The organism is Sulfitobacter aestuariivivens (assembly GCF_014763045.1).
Lineage (GTDB): Bacteria > Pseudomonadota > Alphaproteobacteria > Rhodobacterales > Rhodobacteraceae > Sulfitobacter > Sulfitobacter aestuariivivens.
In genome coordinates this window covers 348,882-366,753 of sequence record NZ_JACTAG010000002.1, presented here as the reverse complement: position 1 = coordinate 366,753, position 17,872 = coordinate 348,882, and the positions used below count along the sequence as shown (strand labels likewise).

Here is a 17,872-nt window from a genome sequence, read left to right as displayed (position 1 = left end):
GCGCGTCTTGGGTCATGTAATGAGGGACACGTTAAGGGAGCATTGCCATGAGCCGTCTCGACCTCTTTATCAACCGAATGGTGTCTCAGCGGGCTTGCCTGAACCACGCTGCAGCCCTGACCGCTGACATGCCGGGACCGGTCTATGAACTGGGGCTGGGCAACGGGCGCACCTATCATCACATGGTCGAAATCATGCCGGACCGGGACATCTATGTTTTCGAACGCGCGATTGCTTCGCATCCCGACAGCACGCCGCCTGATGACATGGTGCTGCTAGGCGACGTCTATGAAACACTGCCGGCAGCGCTCAAGCGCTTCGGCCCGACAGCGCGTCTCATTCACGCCGACCTTGGCGGTCACAATCTGGCAAAGAATGACGCGTTTGCGCGCCAGCTCTCACCGGTGATCGAACCGCTTCTAGCCTCTGGTGGCCTTATGGTTGCCAGCGACAGGATGTATTTTGAGACGCTTTCAGAAATCGATTTGCCGCCCGACGCGGTGCCGGGTCGCTGTTTCATCTACCGCGCGCCCTGAGCAACGTCGCGTCACGGCGGTCGGGCTGTGGACAATAGGCAGGCAATCCTCATCATGTGGGCAAATTGAAGCCTAGGCGCTGATTCCGCCCAAGGGCACAGAGTTTCCGGGGGAACCATGACAGACGTTGTCACCTATACACGCCACGATGAAATCGCCGTTCTGCGCATCGCCAATCCGCCCGTCAATGCGCTGTCCCAAGCCGTCCGGCAAGGGTTGTCAGACGCCATGGACCGCGCCGAGTCAGAAGACGGGGTCAAGGCCGTTCTGATCGTGGGCGATGGACGCGCGTTTATTGCAGGCGCCGACATCAAGGAATTCGGCAAACCCCCGATGGAACCGAACCTGCCTGATTTGTGCACCCGGATCGAAGCGTCGCCTCTGTTGGTCGTGGCTTCCATGCATGGCGTATCGCTGGGCGGTGGTCTTGAGGTCGCCTTGGGCTGCCATTACCGCGTTGCCCAGCCCAGTGCACGCGTTGGCTTGCCCGAGGTGCATTTGGGCATCCTGCCCGGTGCCGGTGGCACACAGCGCCTGCCGCGCCTGACCGGCGCTGAAAAGGCGGTTGAGGCGATCACCACAGGCCGCCACATCAAAGCGCCCGAGGCCCTTGAGCTCGGCATCATCGACAAGATCGAAGAGGGCGACCCCGAAACCGTCGGCCTGGCCTATGCGCGCGATCTGCTGGCCTCGAACGCCGCGCGCCGGCCGGTTAGCGAAATGCCAAATCCACAGGGGATAGACTGGGATGCAACCCATGCCGCCCTGCTGAAAAAGGGCCGCGGGCAGCTAAGCCCGGCCACTGCGATGCGCGCGGTGCAGGCAGCCTCGGAATTACCGTTTGATGAAGGCATCAAGCGCGAACGTGAATTATTCATGGACCTGATGAACACGGATCAGCGCAAGGGCCTGATCCACGCGTTCTTCAATGAACGCGCAGTTTCCAACCTGCCGGAACTCAAGGGTGTTGCACCCCGCGCCCTGCAATCCATCGGTGTCATCGGCGGCGGGACCATGGGCGCGGGCATCGCAACTGCCTGCTTGCTGAGCGGTCTCAACGTTGTGATGATCGAAATGAGCGACGACGCGGCGGAGGCCGCAAAAGGGCGCATTGGCGGCAATCTTGCCGGGGCGCTCAAGCGAGGCAAGATCAATCAGGAAAAGCACGACAATCTGCTGAGCATCGCGCTGGAGGTCTCGCAGAACTACGACAGCCTGAAAGACGTCGATCTGGTGATCGAAGCCGTGTTTGAGGAAATGGACGTCAAAAAGCAGGTCTTTGCCAAGCTGGACGCGGCCTGCAAACCGGGCTGCGTGTTGGCCTCAAATACCTCCTATCTGGATGTGAATGAAATCGCGGCCTCCACGACGCGCCCGGCGGATGTGATTGGCCTGCATTTTTTCTCGCCCGCCCACGTGATGAAGCTGCTTGAGGTCGTGGTCGCAGACCAGACCGCGCCGGATGTGGTCGCAACGGGCTTTGCCTTGGGCAAGATGCTGGGCAAGGTCGCGGTGCGTGCAGGGGTCTGTGATGGGTTCATCGGCAACCGCATCCTGTCAACCTATCGCGCTGTTGCGGGGCACATGGTGCTTGATGGCGCCTCACCGTTTCAGATTGACGACGCGCTGACCGACTTTGGCTTTGCCATGGGGCCCTTTGCAGTCGCCGACCTTGCCGGCCTGGATATTGGCTGGGCCACCCGCAAGCGCAAGGCCGCCACGCGCCACCCCGACGAGCGGGTCCCGACCTATATCGACCGTCTGTGCGAACAGGGCCATTACGGACAGAAGACGGGCGAGGGGTATTACATCTATGAAAAGGGCAAGCGCGGCGGCACACCGAACCCCAAAATCCTTGAGCTAATCAAGGACGAACAACAAACACTGGGCATCACGCCCCGCGACTTCTCGGACGCAGAAATCGTGCGCCGTTACATGTGCGCCATGGTGAACGAGGCCGCCGAAGTCGTCGGCGAAGGCATTGCGCGCCGTCCGCTCGACGTGGATATGACCCTGCTCTTTGGCTATGGTTTTCCCCGTTACTGGGGCGGGCCGATGAAATGGGCCGATATTCAGGGGCTGGATGCGGTTCTGGCCGATATTGAACGCTACGGGCAAGAGGATGCGTGGTTCTGGCAACCCGCCCCTCTGCTGAAACAACTGGTGGCCGAGGGCCGCACCTTTGATGATCTCAACAAGGAAGCCGCATAACATGAAACAAGCCGTCATCGTCTCCACCGCCCGCACGGGGCTCGCAAAATCCTTTCGTGGCTCGCTGAACATGACCCATGGCGCGACCATGGGCGGCCATGTGATCCAACACGCGGTTGAGCGCTCGGGCGTCGCACCGGACCAGATCGAAGATGTGGTCATGGGATGCGGCTTTCCCGAACATGCCACGGGCAGCAACATCGCCCGTCAATGCGCCCTGCGTGCAGGCTTGCCGATTACTGCCTCGGGCGTGACCGTGAACCGCTTTTGCTCGTCCGGCCTGCAAACCATTGCCATGGCCGCCAATGCCATCACGCAGGAGGGCGCCGGGCCAATGGTTGCGGGTGGGGTAGAAAGCATCTCGATGGTGCAGCCGCAGGTCACGACCGTCAAAGAGGCCTGGATCGAGGAACACAAACCTGCGGTCTACATGGCGATGATCGAAACGGCCGACATCGTGGCCGAACGCTACGGTCTCAGCCGGGAGTATCAGGACGAATATTCGCTGCGCTCGCAGCGCCTGATCCATGAAGCACAGGAAGCGGGTAAGTTCGATCATGAGATCGTGGCGATGGACACGGTCATGGGCATGCAGAACAAGGAAACCAAGGAGATCACCACCCACGAGGTGACGGTCACGAAGGATGAGTGCAATCGCCCCGGAACGACGCTGGAAGGGCTTGCAGGTTTGCAGCCAGTGCGCGGTGAGGGCAATTTCGTGACCGCAGGCAATGCCTCGCAATTGTCTGACGGGGCGGCGGCCCTGGTGTTGATGGACAGCACGGATGCCGAAAAGCAGGGGCTCGAGCCGCTGGGCGCCTTCAAAGGCTTTGCCGTGGCAGGCTGCGAGCCCGACGAGATGGGCATCGGTCCGGTTTTTGCCGTGCCGCGCCTGTTGGAACGTCATGGCCTCAAGGTTGACGACATCGACCTGTGGGAATTGAACGAAGCATTTGCCTCTCAGTGTCTTTATTCGCGCGACAAGCTGGGCATTGATCCCGAGAAGTACAACGTCAACGGCGGCTCTATCGCCATTGGTCATCCCTTCGGCATGACCGGGGCACGGATGACGGGCCACTTGATGCTGGAAGGCAAGCGGCGCGGTGCCAAGCTGGGTGTCGTGACGATGTGCATCGGCGGCGGTATGGGTGCCGCGGGCCTGTTCGAAATTTATTCATGAGGGGGGCGGGCCGATGCCCGCCTTGCGCCACACCCCGTAGGCCGGGCTTCAGCCCGGCACTGACAAGAGGAAGAACCCGATGGATCTGAGCTATACCGACGAAGAGAACGCCTTTCGCGAGGAAGTCCGCGCCTTTCTGGATGAAAAGCTACCCAAGGAAATGGCGGCAAAAGTCCGCGAAGGCGGCGACCTGACCAAAGAAGACATGGACCAGTGGCACACCATCCTGAACGATCAGGGCTGGCTGGCGCAGAACTGGCCCAAGGAATTCGGCGGCGCGGAGTGGAACGCCGTCCAACGCCACATCTGGGAAGTCGAAGCCGCCGCCGCCCACGCCCCTCGCATTGTGCCCTTCGGTCTGGGGATGCTGGCCCCGGTGCTGCAAAAGTTCGGCTCAAAGGAACAGCAGGACTATTGGCTGCCTCGCATTCTGACGGGTGAGGATTGGTGGTGTCAGGGCTATTCCGAACCGGGGGCGGGCTCTGATCTGGCGTCTCTGAAAACGTCCGCGATCAAGAACGACGCGGGCACGCATTATATCGTGAACGGCCAAAAAACATGGACCACCCTGGGCCAGCACGCGAATATGATATTCTGCCTGGTGCGCACCGACAAAGACGCCAAGCAGCAGGAAGGCATTTCTTTTCTGCTGATCGACATGGACACGCCGGGCGTCGAAGTACGCCCCATCATCCTGCTGGATGGCACCCATGAGGTGAATGAGGTCTGGTTCACCGATGTAGAAGTCCCTGTGGAAAACCTTGTTGGTGAAGAAAACAAGGGCTGGACCTATGCCAAATACCTGCTGACCCACGAGCGCACCAATATCGCGGGCGTCGGATCCTCTAAGGCCGGGTTGACAGCTGTCAAACGCATTGCGCGGGCTGAGCTTTCGGGCGGTCGCCCGCTGATCGAAAACCCTCATTTCGCGGCGCGCGTGGCGCAGGTAGAGATGGATTTAATGGCCATGTCGACTTCCGCTTTGCGGATTATCTCAAAGGCGGCGGCTGGCGGCGCACCGGGGCTTGAGGCGTCGATGCTCAAGGTCAAAGGATCCATTATTCGTCAGGAAATCAACGATCTGGCACGCCGTGCAGCAGGGACCTATGCGATGCCGTTCGCCTCTGAAGCGATCGAGGGCAGCAACGCAGCCCTGCCAGATCCTCTGGCGGCAGGCCCTGTCGCGGCGCAGTACTTCAACAACCGCAAGCTTTCGATCTTTGGCGGTTCCAACGAGATTCAGCGCGGCATCATCGCCAAGGTGACCATGAGCGGAGGCGCGTAAGACATGAACTTTGATCTGACCGAAGAACGACAGATGTTGCAGGACAGCCTGCGGCGCTATCTGCGTGACAAATACGATACCGCGACACGCAATGCGATCCTCGACAGTGATACCGGCATGTCCTCTGACATCTGGAACGGCCTTGCGGAACTGGGCATCATCGGTGCGCTTTTCACAGAAGACGAGGGCGGTTTTGGCGGTGCTGGTTTTGATCTGGCTGTGGTGTTCGAAGAATTGGGTCGCGCCGGTGTGGTGGAACCCATGTTGGACAGCGCGGTGCTGGCCGGGGGACTGATTGCGGATCTGGGCAATGACGATCAAAAATCCCATCTTGAAACGCTGATTGGCGGTGGTCTGCAATTGGCGCTGGCCCATGGAGAGCCCAGCAGCCGCTATGACTACACCCGCGTCGATACAACTGCCGTCACCAAGGGCGACGACATTATTCTCAATGGCCGCAAGGCCGTGGTGGTGAATGCCGAAGCGGCGGACATGCTGGTCGTGTCAGCACGCGAAGAGGGGGCGGTCTCTGAAGAAGACGGCATATCCTTGTTCCTGATCCCAAAGGACCGCGCAGGACTGACCGTTCAGGGCTATGCCCTTTTGGCAGGTGGTCGCGCCGCCGAAGTGACTTTGGATGATGTGATAGCACGTGACGCCGACCGACTGGGTGCAGCGGGCAAAGGCTATGCCGCGCTAGAGGGGCGCATCGCCGCGGCCAATGTGGCGCTCTGTGCTGAAACGCTGGGCGCGATGGAAAGCGCCGTGGCCCTGACCCGCGAGTACCTGATGACGCGCAAGCAGTTTGGCCGGCCCATTGGCACGTTTCAGGCGCTGGCGCACCGGTTTTCGGATCTGTTGATCGAGATGGAGCAATCACGCTCTGCCGTGATCAACGCTGCTGGCCATCTGGAAACGGCGCGCCCCGAGCGCGAGAAACAGGTGTCTGCTGCAAAGAACCTGCTGGGCCGCGCGGGCCGTCTGGTCGCCGAAGAGGCGATCCAGATGCATGGCGGTATTGCGATGACGCAGGAATATGAACTTGCCCATATCGCCAAGCGGATCGTGATGGCGGACCACCGTTTTGGCGACACCGATCACCATCTTGAACGGTTCATAAAGCTGAGTGCCGCATGACCACACCCTTGCCACCACATGAGCCGTTGGGCTCTGGCGCGCAGGCGCTGGTGGGATACAGGATTGACCTTAGCAATCCCAACGGGGGTGCCGTTGTAACGCTTGAGGTCGCGGCGAAGCATCTCAACCGCAATGGCACGCTGCAGGGCGGGATCCACGCCATGATGCTGGATGCCGCCGCCGGGTTTGCCGCATCGCGTCATCTGGCCGGGCAGGCGACAGAGGTTGTGCCAGTCGTCACCTTGTCGCTGACCACGCATTTTCTGGCCCCCGCAGACAAGGGTACGGTCATTGCGACGGGCCATGTCAGAGGTGGTGGACGCAAGGTCGTCTATGCCGATGCCGAGATATGCGATGCGGATGGCACGTTGCTGTCGCAGGGCAATGGCATCTTCAAAAGGACGGTTTTGTGAGCGCGCGCCTGGAAGACATGGGTGATCGGCTGGTTGTCTGGAATGGCAATTCAGCCAAGCGCGGGGCGCTGTCACCTGAACTTTACGCCTGCATCGAACAGGCCATGAAAAGGGCGCAAGACCCGCGAGTGCGCGCAGTCATCTTGACGTCGGAGGGCGATTTCTTTTGCGCGGGCGGAGATTTGAATGTGCTGATCGCGCGCCGCACGATGGACGAAAAAGAACGCCGTGAGCGTGTCGATGACCTGCATGATCTGGTGCGCGCCATGCGCGATTGTCCTGTTCCGCTGATTGCCGCCATCGAAGGGGGCGCCGCGGGAGCCGGTCTGTCGCTGGCTCTGGCATGCGATTTTATCGTGGCTTCGGAAGAGGCAAAATTCACAGCCGCATATGTCAAAGCGGGTCTTGTGCCGGATGGCGGTCTGACTTCGTCAATGGCGCGCCTTTTGCCGCGCCCGCTGGCGATGGAAATGTGCTTGTTGGGTCGCCCGGTGATGGCCATCCGGTTTGCGGAACTGGGCGCGGTCAACCGGCTGACCCCTGTCGGGCGCGCCTTTGAAGAGGCTATGAATTATGCCGATATGATTGCCGCAGGTCCGCGGGCAGCACAGGGCGTGATCCGCACGCTCGTCGCAACGGCCTATGAAACATCAGAAGCTGCGCAACTGAACGCGGAGCGGGATGCAATGGCCCATGCCGCCGGAGCGGACGAGGCGGCAGAGGGCATTGCCGCCTTTCTCGAAAAGCGCAAACCGGACTTCGGCACATGACATGGGATACGGCGCTGACCCGGCAATTTGATTTGCGTCTGCCGATTGTCGCAGGTGGTCTGCAGTGGTTGGCGGATGCCCCTTATGTGACCGCTGCAACAGAGGCAGGCGTTCTTGGCTTTGTAACCGCTGCCAGTTTTCAGGGCGACATGGACGCCCTGCGCTCGGAGATCCGCAAGACCCGCAGTGCCGTGGGTGACCGGGCCTTTGGCGTCAACGTCTCGATGCTGCCCAAGCTGGTGCCGGGCGAGCAAACGGAAGACATTTTCCGCCTGATTGCGGATGAAGGCATAACGGTGATTGAGACCTCGGGCCGCAATCCCGAACCCTATATGCCCTTATTGAAAGACCTCGGTCTAACGGTGATCCACAAGGTTCCGGCAGTGCGCTATGCGGTGAAGGCGCAAAGCGTCGGTGTCGATATGGTCGCCATTGTTGGTGCGGAGTGTGGCGGTCATCCGGGCATGGACATGATTGGCAGCTTCGTGAATGCCGCCATGGCGGGGCGCGATCTGGATATCCCTTTCCTGATCGGTGGCGGCGTTGGTCACGGCAGCCAGATGGTGGCAGCGCTGGCCATGGGTGCGGCGGGCGTTGTCATGGGGACACGGCTTTTGGTGGCAGAAGAACTGACTGCGCATGTGGCGTACAAGCAAGCGCTGGTGGATGCCACTGAACGGGATACGGCACTTACCATGGCATCGGTGCGCAATACCATTCGGACACTGGCCAATGACACCACGCGCGAAGTCGCGCGGATGGAGGCCGAGAGTCCGGATGTGACCATTCAGGACCTTTTGCCGTTGGTCTCGGGCCAGATAGGGCGCAAAGCCTACCAAACCGGCGATGTATCGCGCGGCATGTTGTCAGCCGGGCATGCACTGGGCCTCACGGACAGGATTGAACCGATGGCCGCGATCATCGACCGGATCGAGGCAGAGGCGTCGCAGGCCTTCGCCGGGCTGAGCCAAACGGCCGCGCATGCCAAGGCGGCACAATGAGTGACCGGGTCGAGGATTTTCTGACCCATCAGGCCGCGACCCGGCCCCACGCGCCGGCGCTCACGGACAGTCTTGGCACCCGCTGGACCTATGCCGAACTTGACACTGCAGCGCGTGCGGCCAGCGATATGCTGCGCCGCGCTGGCGTCAGGCCGCAGGACAGGGTCTTGATGCTGTCTGAGAATTGCGCGGCTGCGGTGGCGTTGATTTTTGCGGCCTGGCATCTTGATGCAATCATCGTACCCGTGAACGCGCGCCAGACAGGGCCGGAGGTTGCGCGGATCATTGCGCATGCAGAACCGACCGTCGTCGTCTGCACAACGGCGGTTTCAGAAGATGCTGTGCGGCATGCGGATGGTCTGGGTGCTGAACCGGTTTCAGGCCCCTTCGGGAACCTGCATCTGGCGCGTCTGGATGCGGCCCCTGCAGAGGCGGAACTCGTCGGTGTGGCGGTGTTGCTTTATACGACCGGAACGACAGGTGATCCCAAGGGCGTCATGCTTACCCACGAAAACCTGCGGTTTGGTGGCATGGCGTCGGCCAATTTCCGCGCCATCGTGCCGGAAGATGTGATCTATGGCGTCTTGCCGATCACGCATGTCTTTGGTCTTGCCTCAGTGGTGACAGCGGCCTGTTTCGCCGGGGCGCAGATCCAACTGGAGCCACGATTTACTGCGGCCAAGATGTTCGCTGCAATCAGCAAGGGTGTGACGCTGCTGTCGGCGGTTCCGCAGATGCACGCATTGTTGATGCAATACACCAAGGAACAGGGACTTGAGACGCTCGGCTCTGACCGGCTGCGGTATGTCTCTTCCGGGGCGGCGCCGCTTGATCCTGCCTGGAAGCGCAAGGCCGAAGGTTTTTACGGCGTGGCGCTGCAGAACGGGTATGGCATGACAGAGACAACGGCAGGTGTCTCGATCACGGCCAATGAGATCGGCTCGTCCGATATATCGACAGGTCCGCCCTTACCCGGGGTAGAACTGCGCATTGATGAAAGCGTGCAGGGCGGCGGCGCGGGGTCGGGTGAGGTTCTGGTGCGGGGCCCGCATGTGATGCGCGGGTACTTCCGCAACACTGCGGAAACGGCAAAGGCGCTAGATGATGACGGGTGGCTGCGAACCGGGGATCTGGGGCGCATCGACGACACAGGTAACCTGCATATCCTGGGTCGATCAAAGGAACTGATCATTCACGGCGGCTTCAACGTATATCCGCCAGAAGTCGAAGCCGCGCTGAACGATCATCCTCAGGTTATCCAGTCGGCGGTCATCGGGCAGATGGTTGGCGGAGATGAAAAAATCTACGCCTTTGTGCAGGTGGCGGAAGACACATCGCTGAGCGTGCAGTCATTGCAGGCCTTCGTTCAGGAACGGCTCGCGGGCTACAAATGCCCGCAACAGATCATTTTGGCGACCAGCCTTCCGGCAGCCCCCACGGGCAAAATACTGAAGCACAAGTTGCTGGATGCATTTCCGCACGCGAAGGTTGTCGCGCAGAAAGGTGCGACGCGATAGGGCACTGCGCGATCGTCTGTCAGGTATAGACACCCGATGCGGCTTGCCGGATCGCGCGGATGTTGTCGCCGTAGGGGCCGGGATTATCGACCGACCCCCCCTTGAACACAGCCGACCCCGCCACCAGAACATCGGCGCCGGCGCGGGCGACCAGTGGGGCGGTGTCGGGATCGACGCCGCCGTCGATCTCAATGTGGACAGGCCGGTCCCCGATCATCGCCCGCAAGGATCGGATCTTGTCGCCCATGTCGATGAATTTCTGACCACCAAACCCTGGGTTCACTGTCATCAGGCAGATCAGATCCGTGAGATCGAGCAGATCCGCAACGGCATGTGCAGGCGTGCCGGGGTTGAGAGCCACACCCGCCTTGGCACCCGCCGCACTGATCGCCTGCAGCGTGCGATGAATATGCGGCCCGGCTTCAACGTGGGCCGTGATCACATCGGCGCCGGCCTGCGCAAACGCTTCGATGTAGGGATCAACCGGCGCAATCATCAGATGCACGTCCATCACGCCCTTGATGTGAGGGCGCAGTGCCGCACAGGTTGCCGGACCGAAGGTGATGTTGGGTACGAAATGCCCATCCATCACGTCGACATGCACCCAATCCGCGCCCTGCGCCTCGATAGCTTCGCATTCCGCGCCAAAGTTGGCGAAGTCGGCAGCGAGGATCGATGGGGCGATCTTGATGGCGCGATCGAAGGTCATGGGTGTCTCCTTTTGGCGCTTCATAACGGGCCGAGGCGGGCGGGGAAAGGTGGGGATCAGGTATTTTTAAAAGGGTGAAAGGGCGCGTGGTCAGATCTTGTAGTAGCCGCGGTACCAATCCACAAAGCGCTGCAGACCTGTGGCAAGGGGAGTGGCCGCGCGTGGCCCGATGAGCGTGTTGAGAAGAGACGTATCGGCCCATGTGGCAGGCACATCGCCCGGCTGGATCGGGTGGAATGTCTTGATGGCTTCGGTGCCGCAGGCGACCTCGATCGCCTGCACGAAGTCCATCAGCGATACCGGGGCATTGTTGCCGATGTTGATAGTGCGAAACGGCGCCACGGCAGAGACACTGTCGCCAGCCACCGGATGGGCCGGGTCGGGCAACTTGTCGATCAGCGCGATGATCGCAGCGACGAGATCGTCGATATAGGTGAAATCCCGCTGCATCTTGCCGTGGTTGTAGATGTCTATGGGATCGCCCTGCAGGATTGCCTTGGTGAATTTGAAGTGCGCCATATCAGGGCGCCCCCAGGGACCGTAGACGGTAAAAAAGCGGAACATCGTCGTGGGCAGCGCGTAAAGATGCGCGTAGGAATGCGCCATGTTCTCGGTCGCTTTCTTGGTGGCGGCATAGAAGGACATTTGTGTGTCCACCTTGTCTGCCTCGCGGTAGGGCATTTCCGTGTTGGCACCGAATATCGACGAGCTTGATGCCAGCAGCATGTGTTTTGGCGGATAGGCGCGCGCGGCCTCGAGCAATTCGAAGGTGCCGATGAGATTGGCGTTGAGATAGGCGCGTGGCGCATCGATGGAATGGCGCACACCCGCCTGGGCGGCCAGATGGATCACGATGTCGGGCCGTTGGTCCGCAAAAAGCAGCATCAAGCGATCAGGTGTCTCAAGGGTATCATTGATAACGCTGAAGTTCTCATGCTCCGACAGCATCTGCTGGCGGCGTTCCTTGAGAGTGACGTCGTAGTAGTCCGACAGGCTGTCAAAGCCGACCACGCGCCAGCCGGCCTCAAGCAGTGCCAGCGACGTAAAATAGCCGATAAAGCCTGAGGATCCGGTCACAAGGGCGGTTCTCATAGATCAATCTCCAGGACCCCGTCCGGGTCCGCCGCACGGGACTGGCACAGGATCATCGCCGTTTCCCTTTGTCGGGCCGAAAGCACAAAATCGCGGTGTTCAACCTTGCCGGATGTGACACCGCACTTACACACGCCGCAAATACCATCCGAGCATTTGATGTCCACCGGGATTCCCGCATCAATGAGCGCATCCGATGCGGTTTGATCCTCAGCGACGGTGATTTCGCGTCCTGTTTTCAGACGCAGGGTGAAGGGATGATTGACGTACTCTGGCACCTCAGGTGTGGAGAAGTATTCCAGATGGCGGTTGTCCTCGGGCACGCCTGCGATTTCAGCCGCATCAATCACCGCCTGCATGTAGGCATCAGGACCGCAGGTATAGACGTGCGCGCCTGCAGGTGCCGCGGATGTGACAGCCCCGAGATCACACCGGGTACCTTCATCCGAGATATGAAAGTGCACGTGATCTGACCACGCTTGGGCGGCGAGACTGTCAAGAAGGGCCGCCGCTTTCCGGGACGGGGCGGAATAGTGAAGCTCGAAAGGCTGGCCAAGTGCGTGCAAACGGTGTGCAAAAGCGATCATGGGCGTGATCCCGATGCCGCCGCCCATCAACAGGGAATGGGGCGCGGTTTCAACAAGTTCAAAGTGGTTCTCTGGTTTGCCCACAAAGACGCGACGGCCTTTCGTGAAGATGCGGTGCAGCATGGTGGATCCACCGCGCCCTGCGTCCTCGCGCAGAACCGCCACATGATACCGGCTGCGGTCGGCCGGGTCGGAACATAGCGAATAGGGGCGTAGAAACTCTGGCGCGACAACCAGATCAAGGTGCGCGCCTGCGGTCCATGCGGGCAGGTCGTGACCTAGCGCGTGGGTCAGCTCGTATAGGGTTACGCTGTCGCTGAGCGCCTGAATGTCGCTGATGCGCAAATCCAGGACCGGCGCATCGGTCCCCGGATTATAAAGGTGCAGATGATCGGTCTTCCCGGCGGCGTTTCGGGCGCGGTGTTCGTCTGCCGAAAGGAGAGCGGCATGCGCTTTGATACCGGCCTCGCGGTTCATCGGGTCCGGGTAGGGCCACGGATGGGGGGCAAGCGGGGCCGGATAGACTGCAAGGGTCTGATCCTCGAACTTCAGATCAAGATCGGTTTGCAGGTCGCGTTCGTTGACCGGTGCCGCGGGTGTATCGAAACGGCCCGTCTCCCGATTCATTTCGATGTCCCACCACCACTTCTTGATGGGGTTGAGGCGGCCTTTGCCAACCTTGTCATCCAGCCTGGCAAGCATTGGTGCCGCGGTTGGCATGCGCATCGCGGCCCACCGAAACGGCGCTTCGGCAAAGAGGCCTTCGAGGTTCCACGGACAGGTTTTCATGCAGCGCCCGCACATCGCGCCGCCTTGGTTGGTGATCCGGTAGGTGGCGCATTTCTGGCTGTCACTTTTCCAGATTTCATAGCCATTGAACATGGTCTTGGGCCCTGCGGTGATCGCGCCGGACGGGCATTCGCGCGCGCATTTGTTGCAAGCTTCGCAGAACTTTTGCAGACCGAAATCAATAGGCTTATCGTGGTTGACCGGCAAGGTGGTCGTGACGACGCCGGATTTGAGGCGCGGCCCCAGAAAAGGATTGAGAATAACTTCGCCGATGCGGCTGACCTCGCCCAGTCCGGACAACAGCAGCAGAGGGGGCTGCAGGATATCCCCGTCCATGACCGTGTGCGCCTTTGCAGGGTAGCCTAGGTTGCGCAGGTGTTGCGCCAGAATGCCGCCCAGAATGGCAAACCGCAGGTAGGCGCGCATGGACTGGGCCACGCTGATCCAGTCGTCACCTGACGCCCCTTCCATCGTGTCATAGCCCTGGTCGATGATGATGCTGACCGCCTGATCGTGCGGGGGATCGATGGGTGTGCCGGTGGGGTCATGGCTGTACCAGACCCAGTCGGGACACGCCGAAAGGCCCGTCGCATCCGAGCCCAGAAAATAGCTGGCCGCCTTGAGGTTGGCGGCGTTGCGCGCGGTATCTGGCTGAAGCGCCTCGGAGGCAACCGGACCATCCTGTAACAAGATCATTGCGCCCAACAAGGGCCGTTGCGCCGCAGATGGTGCGCTTTTGATGATGTGGTGGCCGCCCAACATGGCGTTCTGCACTTTCGGGCCCATATCGCCGAACTGGCCACGTGCGAACATATCCGTACGCTTTGGCACGCGGGGGATGTTGGGTGCGTCGATATAGGTCGTGGGGTCCTTTACGCGCTTGAGTGTCTCGAAGGGATGCGGGCCATCCGCAAAGTCACGGCGCGCATAGGGGTCCTGGGTGCGGGCAGAGAGGCCGCCGTGGGTGCCCAATTGCCAATGGGGGCCCTTGAGCACGGACCACGGTTGCTGCGCCAGTGGGGCGAGGGGCAAGTCAGCGGCAAGAGCCATGTCGGTTGTCACCACGGCGACCCCAAATCGATCACCAACCCATGGGGCCTGCAGGATGCCGTTCTCGAACACAGCAAGGCCGGCAGCAAGGGTTAGCTGACCCAGATGCACGTCCGAGGCGGTTGGCGAATGCGCGCTTGCGTCAAATCCCAGCTGGCGAATGTATTCGGCCAGCACGGTGGCATTTTCGGAGGTGCGGATCGCCGCGCGGTGGGCCTGCGCATCCCTGATCCAATCTGTGCCAGTCTCGTCACCGCGTGGATCTCGAGGGAAAGCCTGCAGGATGACGATGGCATGGGTGTGCGCGCCCAAATCGTGCTCGGGCGCTGACGCGGCTTCGCGCAGGTTGGCCATGATCACATCGACCCCCGCGGCCAGTGTCTTGGTCTGTTTTTCGCGCAGATCACGCGCCAGACGGTCCCGGTCAGCATTGCGGCGGGGGCTGGCAAGGCGGGCTGCATGTGGCAGGGCACAGATGCCCATCATCGACGCATCGTTGTAGTAACCGAAGGCCTTGAGGTGTTCTGCGCGTGTTGCCGGGTCATCGGGTATATTCGCTTCGGCGGCATTTATTTTCCCGGAACGCAGCACATCCATCATCGTTTGGAAGGGCCCCATGGCATTGACGATGCTTTCGGGGTCGTCCGGGCGGTCAAAATCAAGTGTCGGAAAGGGGATTTGCGGCAACTCATCCATCGGCTTGGTCAGACGACGCAGGCGCTCTAATGGGTAGCTTCCCATGTGCACAGGGCGGGACCGGGCAGAGAACAGTTTCATGCCAATGGTGTTCCACACTGCCCATGAGAATGCCAGTGTCAGCGCTTGACTCTACAACCAAGCGCTGCCCATTCTTGATCAAATTACTGATAATGGGAGAGAGAAAATGACGCATTTCAACCGTCGCACGATGTTAGGCGCAATGGGTGCCGCAACAGCTGTGGGGCTCGCGGCCCCGGCGCTGGCGCAGAACAGAAAAATCACTGTGGGCGCGCTGCGCTTTACCAGTCATTCAGGCAGTTTTGTCGCGTTTGAACGCGGCTACTTTGCGGATGCTGGTCTTGATGTGGAGTTGCGGTTCTTTCAGGCGGCCCAGCCAATGGCGGTGGCAATCGCAAGTGGCGATGTGGATTATGCGGTTACCGCCATTTCGGGCGGACTGGTTTCATTGGCCGACAAGGGCGCGATCAAGGTGATCGGTGGGGCCCTGCAGGAGGAGGCGGGGATCGACGGTCAGAAGATCCTTGTGTCCGATGCGGCGATGCAGGCCGGTATCGACACACCGGCCAAGCTGGCAGGCAAAAGCTGGGGCGTGACGCAGCCCGGGTCATCGTTCCATTATATGGGGTCCAAGATCGCAGCGGCGGAAGGCATCGAAATGTCTTTCAAGCCGCTGCAAAAGGTCGGCGCCATCATCGGCGCGCTCAAATCGGGCCAGATCGACGCATGGTCGATCGTGCCGCATATCGCCAAACCGCTCAGCGGGTCCGGCGCGGTGCATATCATTGGCGATATTGCCACCTATCTTCCCGATTATCAGGTCACCACCGTCTTTACCTCTGCCACCAATGCCAGCGATGAGCAGGAGATGACCAAGAGCTTCCTTGGCGGGTTCTCGAAGGGTGTCAGCGATTACAACAGCACCATGATCGACAAATCGGGGGGCGATGACGGGGTGAACGAGATGGTCGATCTTATTCACAAGTACGTCTACACCGACCGTCCGCGCGAAAAGGCGGCGCCATCCATCATCAACGGTACCATGCGATTGAACGAAGGGGCCAAACTGAACGTCGCCTCTGTGCGCGATCAGCTGGAGTGGTTCCAATCCGAGGATCTGGTGGATGCCGGCATCACTCTCGATCAGCTGATCGATACCTCCTACGTGGAGACAGTAGGGGCGTGACCTTTGGCCTTTGGATGGGGGTTCGCACCCATCATCGGGTCATGCGGGGAGGTGGCGTGTGCCACCCCTCCTGCGGAGCCCTACGTTGGACCTGAGAGCCCGGAATATTCACCACCAATACGGTGAAACGGAAGTCTTGCGGGATATCTCGCTGGATTTTCCGTCAGGCCGCATTGTCTGTATTGTCGGCCCGTCGGGATGTGGCAAGTCCACCTTGCTTCGGCTGCTGGGCGGTTTGGAAAAACCGACTGCGGGCGAGGTACTCCAGCTGGGCGCACCGCCCGCCGGGTGCCTCAACCCGCTGACGTATATTTTTCAGGACTTCGCGCTGCTGCCCTGGCGCACGGTGGAAGGCAACGTGTCGCTGGTTCTGGAAGATCATGGGCTGGGTGCGGCTGAGCGGGCGCAGATCATTGCCGACGTTCTGGTGCGCACCAAGCTGAGCGAATTTCGCGCGGCCTTGCCCAAGCAGCTATCAGGCGGCATGAAACAGCGCGTGGCCATTGCCCGCGCTTTGGCCGTTAACCCGGCAGTGATGCTGATGGATGAACCGCTTTCGGCGCTGGATGCGCAGACGCGCGAGCTTTTGATGGATGATCTTGTGGGGCTTTGGACGCGCGCGCCCTTCACGGCTGTCTATGTCACCCACAATCTGGCTGAAGCGGTGCGTCTGGGCCACCAAATCGTCGTGCTGTCGCGCCGTCCCGGGCAGGTAAGGGACGTGGTCGAGATCGATCTGCCGCTGGCCGAGCGCGCCCATGGGGATGCGATGCTTGAGCGGCAACAGCAGCATCTGTGGGGACTGATGCGTGACGAGGCGGCTGCAGCGGACGCAGAGCTGTTGCATGTCTGAACGCGTGACCTTTCGGGGCGGTGGTTTTACACCTGAACGGCGGCGCGGCGTGGGGTTGGTGGTTTTTGTCCTGCTGATCGCGATGGCTGAATGGGGGACGCGGACAGGCTGGATAACCTCGCTAACGCTGCCACGTCCCTCTGATGTGGCGTTGACCTTTGGTGAGCTTTACCAGTCCGGGCAGCTTTTCAATCATCTGGTTCCGTCCCTGACCCGCCTTGTTGTCGGGGCCGCACTGGGCGCGACGGCGGGGATTACCGTCGGCGTGCTGATCGGGCTTTTCAGCCTTGTCCGGGCCGGGTTGGTTCCCCTGGTTGCGGCAATATTCCCGATCCCCAAGATCGCGCTCTTGCCGCTGTTCGTGATCTGGTTTGGGATTGATGAGGCCAGCAAGTATGCCCTGATCGCCTTCGGGACATTCACGCCTACGGTGGTGGCAACCTATGGCGCGGTGGACAACGTCGACCGCACGCTCATTCGTATGGGGCAGAGTTTCGGGCTGAGTTGGCGATCTATCGTCTGGAAGATCGTGCTGCCAGGCGCCATGCCCGGCATCCTGTCAGGGCTTCGGATCTCGCTGACAATTGCGATTATTCTGCTGGTGGCTGCAGAGATGCTGGGCGCCGAGTACGGGATCGGCGCCTATATCCTGAACGCGGGGAGCCTTTATGACCTGGAGCGGCTTTTTGCAGGGGTCGTGATCCTGTCGGTGCTTGGGGTGATTGTCTCTTATGGGATCGGAATGGTGGAAAAGCGGCTGTTGCGCTGGCGGGTCTGACGCACCCCGGGGGCCAGCCCCCGGACCCCCGGGATATTTTTGGCCAGAAGATGAGAGAGCT

Annotated in this window: 15 protein-coding genes; 12 read left to right on the top strand and 3 right to left on the bottom strand. The window is 60.6% G+C overall.

All coding sequences use genetic code 11. From position 1 onward, the window contains the following. Positions 1 to 47: 47 nt before the first annotated feature. The 9 genes from H9Q16_RS11565 (at position 48) to H9Q16_RS11525 (ending at position 10,050) form a co-directional block, all read left to right on the top strand. Positions 48 to 536 carry a class I SAM-dependent methyltransferase gene (locus H9Q16_RS11565; RefSeq protein ID WP_191075587.1) on the top strand — a complete coding sequence of 163 codons (489 nt, stop codon included), beginning with the start codon at positions 48 to 50 and terminating at the stop codon, positions 534 to 536. Positions 537 to 653: 117 nt separating this feature from the next. Continuing rightward, complete coding sequence (locus tag H9Q16_RS11560; protein ID WP_191075586.1) at positions 654 to 2,747, top strand: 3-hydroxyacyl-CoA dehydrogenase NAD-binding domain-containing protein; 2,094 nt, start codon at positions 654 to 656, stop codon at positions 2,745 to 2,747. A 1-nt stretch (position 2,748) separates the two neighbouring features. Then, positions 2,749 to 3,927 carry an acetyl-CoA C-acyltransferase gene (locus H9Q16_RS11555; RefSeq protein WP_191075585.1) on the top strand — a complete coding sequence of 393 codons (1,179 nt, stop codon included), beginning with the start codon at positions 2,749 to 2,751 and terminating at the stop codon, positions 3,925 to 3,927. A gap of 79 nt (positions 3,928 to 4,006) precedes the next feature. Beyond that, complete coding sequence (locus H9Q16_RS11550) at positions 4,007 to 5,212, top strand: acyl-CoA dehydrogenase family protein (RefSeq protein ID WP_191075584.1); 1,206 nt, start codon at positions 4,007 to 4,009, stop codon at positions 5,210 to 5,212. Between the two features lie 3 nt (positions 5,213 to 5,215). After that, positions 5,216 to 6,349, top strand: a complete 1,134-nt coding sequence (locus H9Q16_RS11545; protein WP_191075583.1) for an acyl-CoA dehydrogenase family protein — start codon at positions 5,216 to 5,218, stop codon at positions 6,347 to 6,349. After that, on the top strand, positions 6,346 to 6,762 hold the full coding sequence (locus tag H9Q16_RS11540) for a PaaI family thioesterase (RefSeq protein WP_191075582.1): 417 nt from the start codon (positions 6,346 to 6,348) through the stop codon (positions 6,760 to 6,762). The genes H9Q16_RS11545 and H9Q16_RS11540 overlap by 4 nt, the downstream gene beginning before the upstream one ends. Beyond that, complete coding sequence (locus H9Q16_RS11535) at positions 6,759 to 7,532, top strand: oxepin-CoA hydrolase, alternative type (protein ID WP_191075581.1); 774 nt, start codon at positions 6,759 to 6,761, stop codon at positions 7,530 to 7,532. The genes H9Q16_RS11540 and H9Q16_RS11535 overlap by 4 nt, the downstream gene beginning before the upstream one ends. Beyond that, a complete protein-coding gene (locus H9Q16_RS11530; RefSeq protein WP_191075580.1) occupies positions 7,529 to 8,533 on the top strand; it encodes an NAD(P)H-dependent flavin oxidoreductase in 1,005 nt (334 codons plus the stop codon). Before H9Q16_RS11535 ends, H9Q16_RS11530 begins: the two co-directional genes overlap by 4 nt. Continuing rightward, positions 8,530 to 10,050, top strand: a complete 1,521-nt coding sequence (locus H9Q16_RS11525; protein WP_191075579.1) for a class I adenylate-forming enzyme family protein — start codon at positions 8,530 to 8,532, stop codon at positions 10,048 to 10,050. Before H9Q16_RS11530 ends, H9Q16_RS11525 begins: the two co-directional genes overlap by 4 nt. A 19-nt stretch (positions 10,051 to 10,069) precedes the next feature. Here the strand turns inward: H9Q16_RS11525 and rpe are convergent, their stop codons facing one another. From rpe to H9Q16_RS11510, 3 genes are all read right to left on the bottom strand, one after another. Then, on the bottom strand, positions 10,070 to 10,759 hold the full coding sequence (gene rpe, locus H9Q16_RS11520; protein ID WP_191075578.1) for a ribulose-phosphate 3-epimerase: 690 nt from the start codon (positions 10,757 to 10,759) through the stop codon (positions 10,070 to 10,072). Positions 10,760 to 10,849: 90 nt separating this feature from the next. Next, on the bottom strand, positions 10,850 to 11,851 hold the full coding sequence (locus H9Q16_RS11515; protein WP_191075577.1) for an NAD-dependent epimerase/dehydratase family protein: 1,002 nt from the start codon (positions 11,849 to 11,851) through the stop codon (positions 10,850 to 10,852). Continuing rightward, a complete protein-coding gene (locus H9Q16_RS11510) occupies positions 11,848 to 15,054 on the bottom strand; it encodes a 2Fe-2S iron-sulfur cluster-binding protein (protein ID WP_191075576.1) in 3,207 nt (1,068 codons plus the stop codon). Before H9Q16_RS11510 ends, H9Q16_RS11515 begins: the two co-directional genes overlap by 4 nt. Before the next feature lie 106 nt (positions 15,055 to 15,160). On the opposite strand from H9Q16_RS11510, the gene H9Q16_RS11505 reads away from it, so the two are divergent. The 3 genes from H9Q16_RS11505 to H9Q16_RS11495 all read left to right on the top strand — a co-directional run bounded on the left by H9Q16_RS11505 (position 15,161) and on the right by H9Q16_RS11495 (position 17,811). Beyond that, on the top strand, positions 15,161 to 16,180 hold the full coding sequence (locus tag H9Q16_RS11505) for an ABC transporter substrate-binding protein (protein ID WP_191075575.1): 1,020 nt from the start codon (positions 15,161 to 15,163) through the stop codon (positions 16,178 to 16,180). An 85-nt stretch (positions 16,181 to 16,265) separates the two neighbouring features. Next, positions 16,266 to 17,033, top strand: a complete 768-nt coding sequence (locus H9Q16_RS11500; protein WP_191075574.1) for an ABC transporter ATP-binding protein — start codon at positions 16,266 to 16,268, stop codon at positions 17,031 to 17,033. Beyond that, a complete protein-coding gene (locus H9Q16_RS11495) occupies positions 17,026 to 17,811 on the top strand; it encodes an ABC transporter permease (protein WP_191075573.1) in 786 nt (261 codons plus the stop codon). Before H9Q16_RS11500 ends, H9Q16_RS11495 begins: the two co-directional genes overlap by 8 nt. The last annotated feature ends 61 nt before the right edge of the window (positions 17,812 to 17,872 follow it).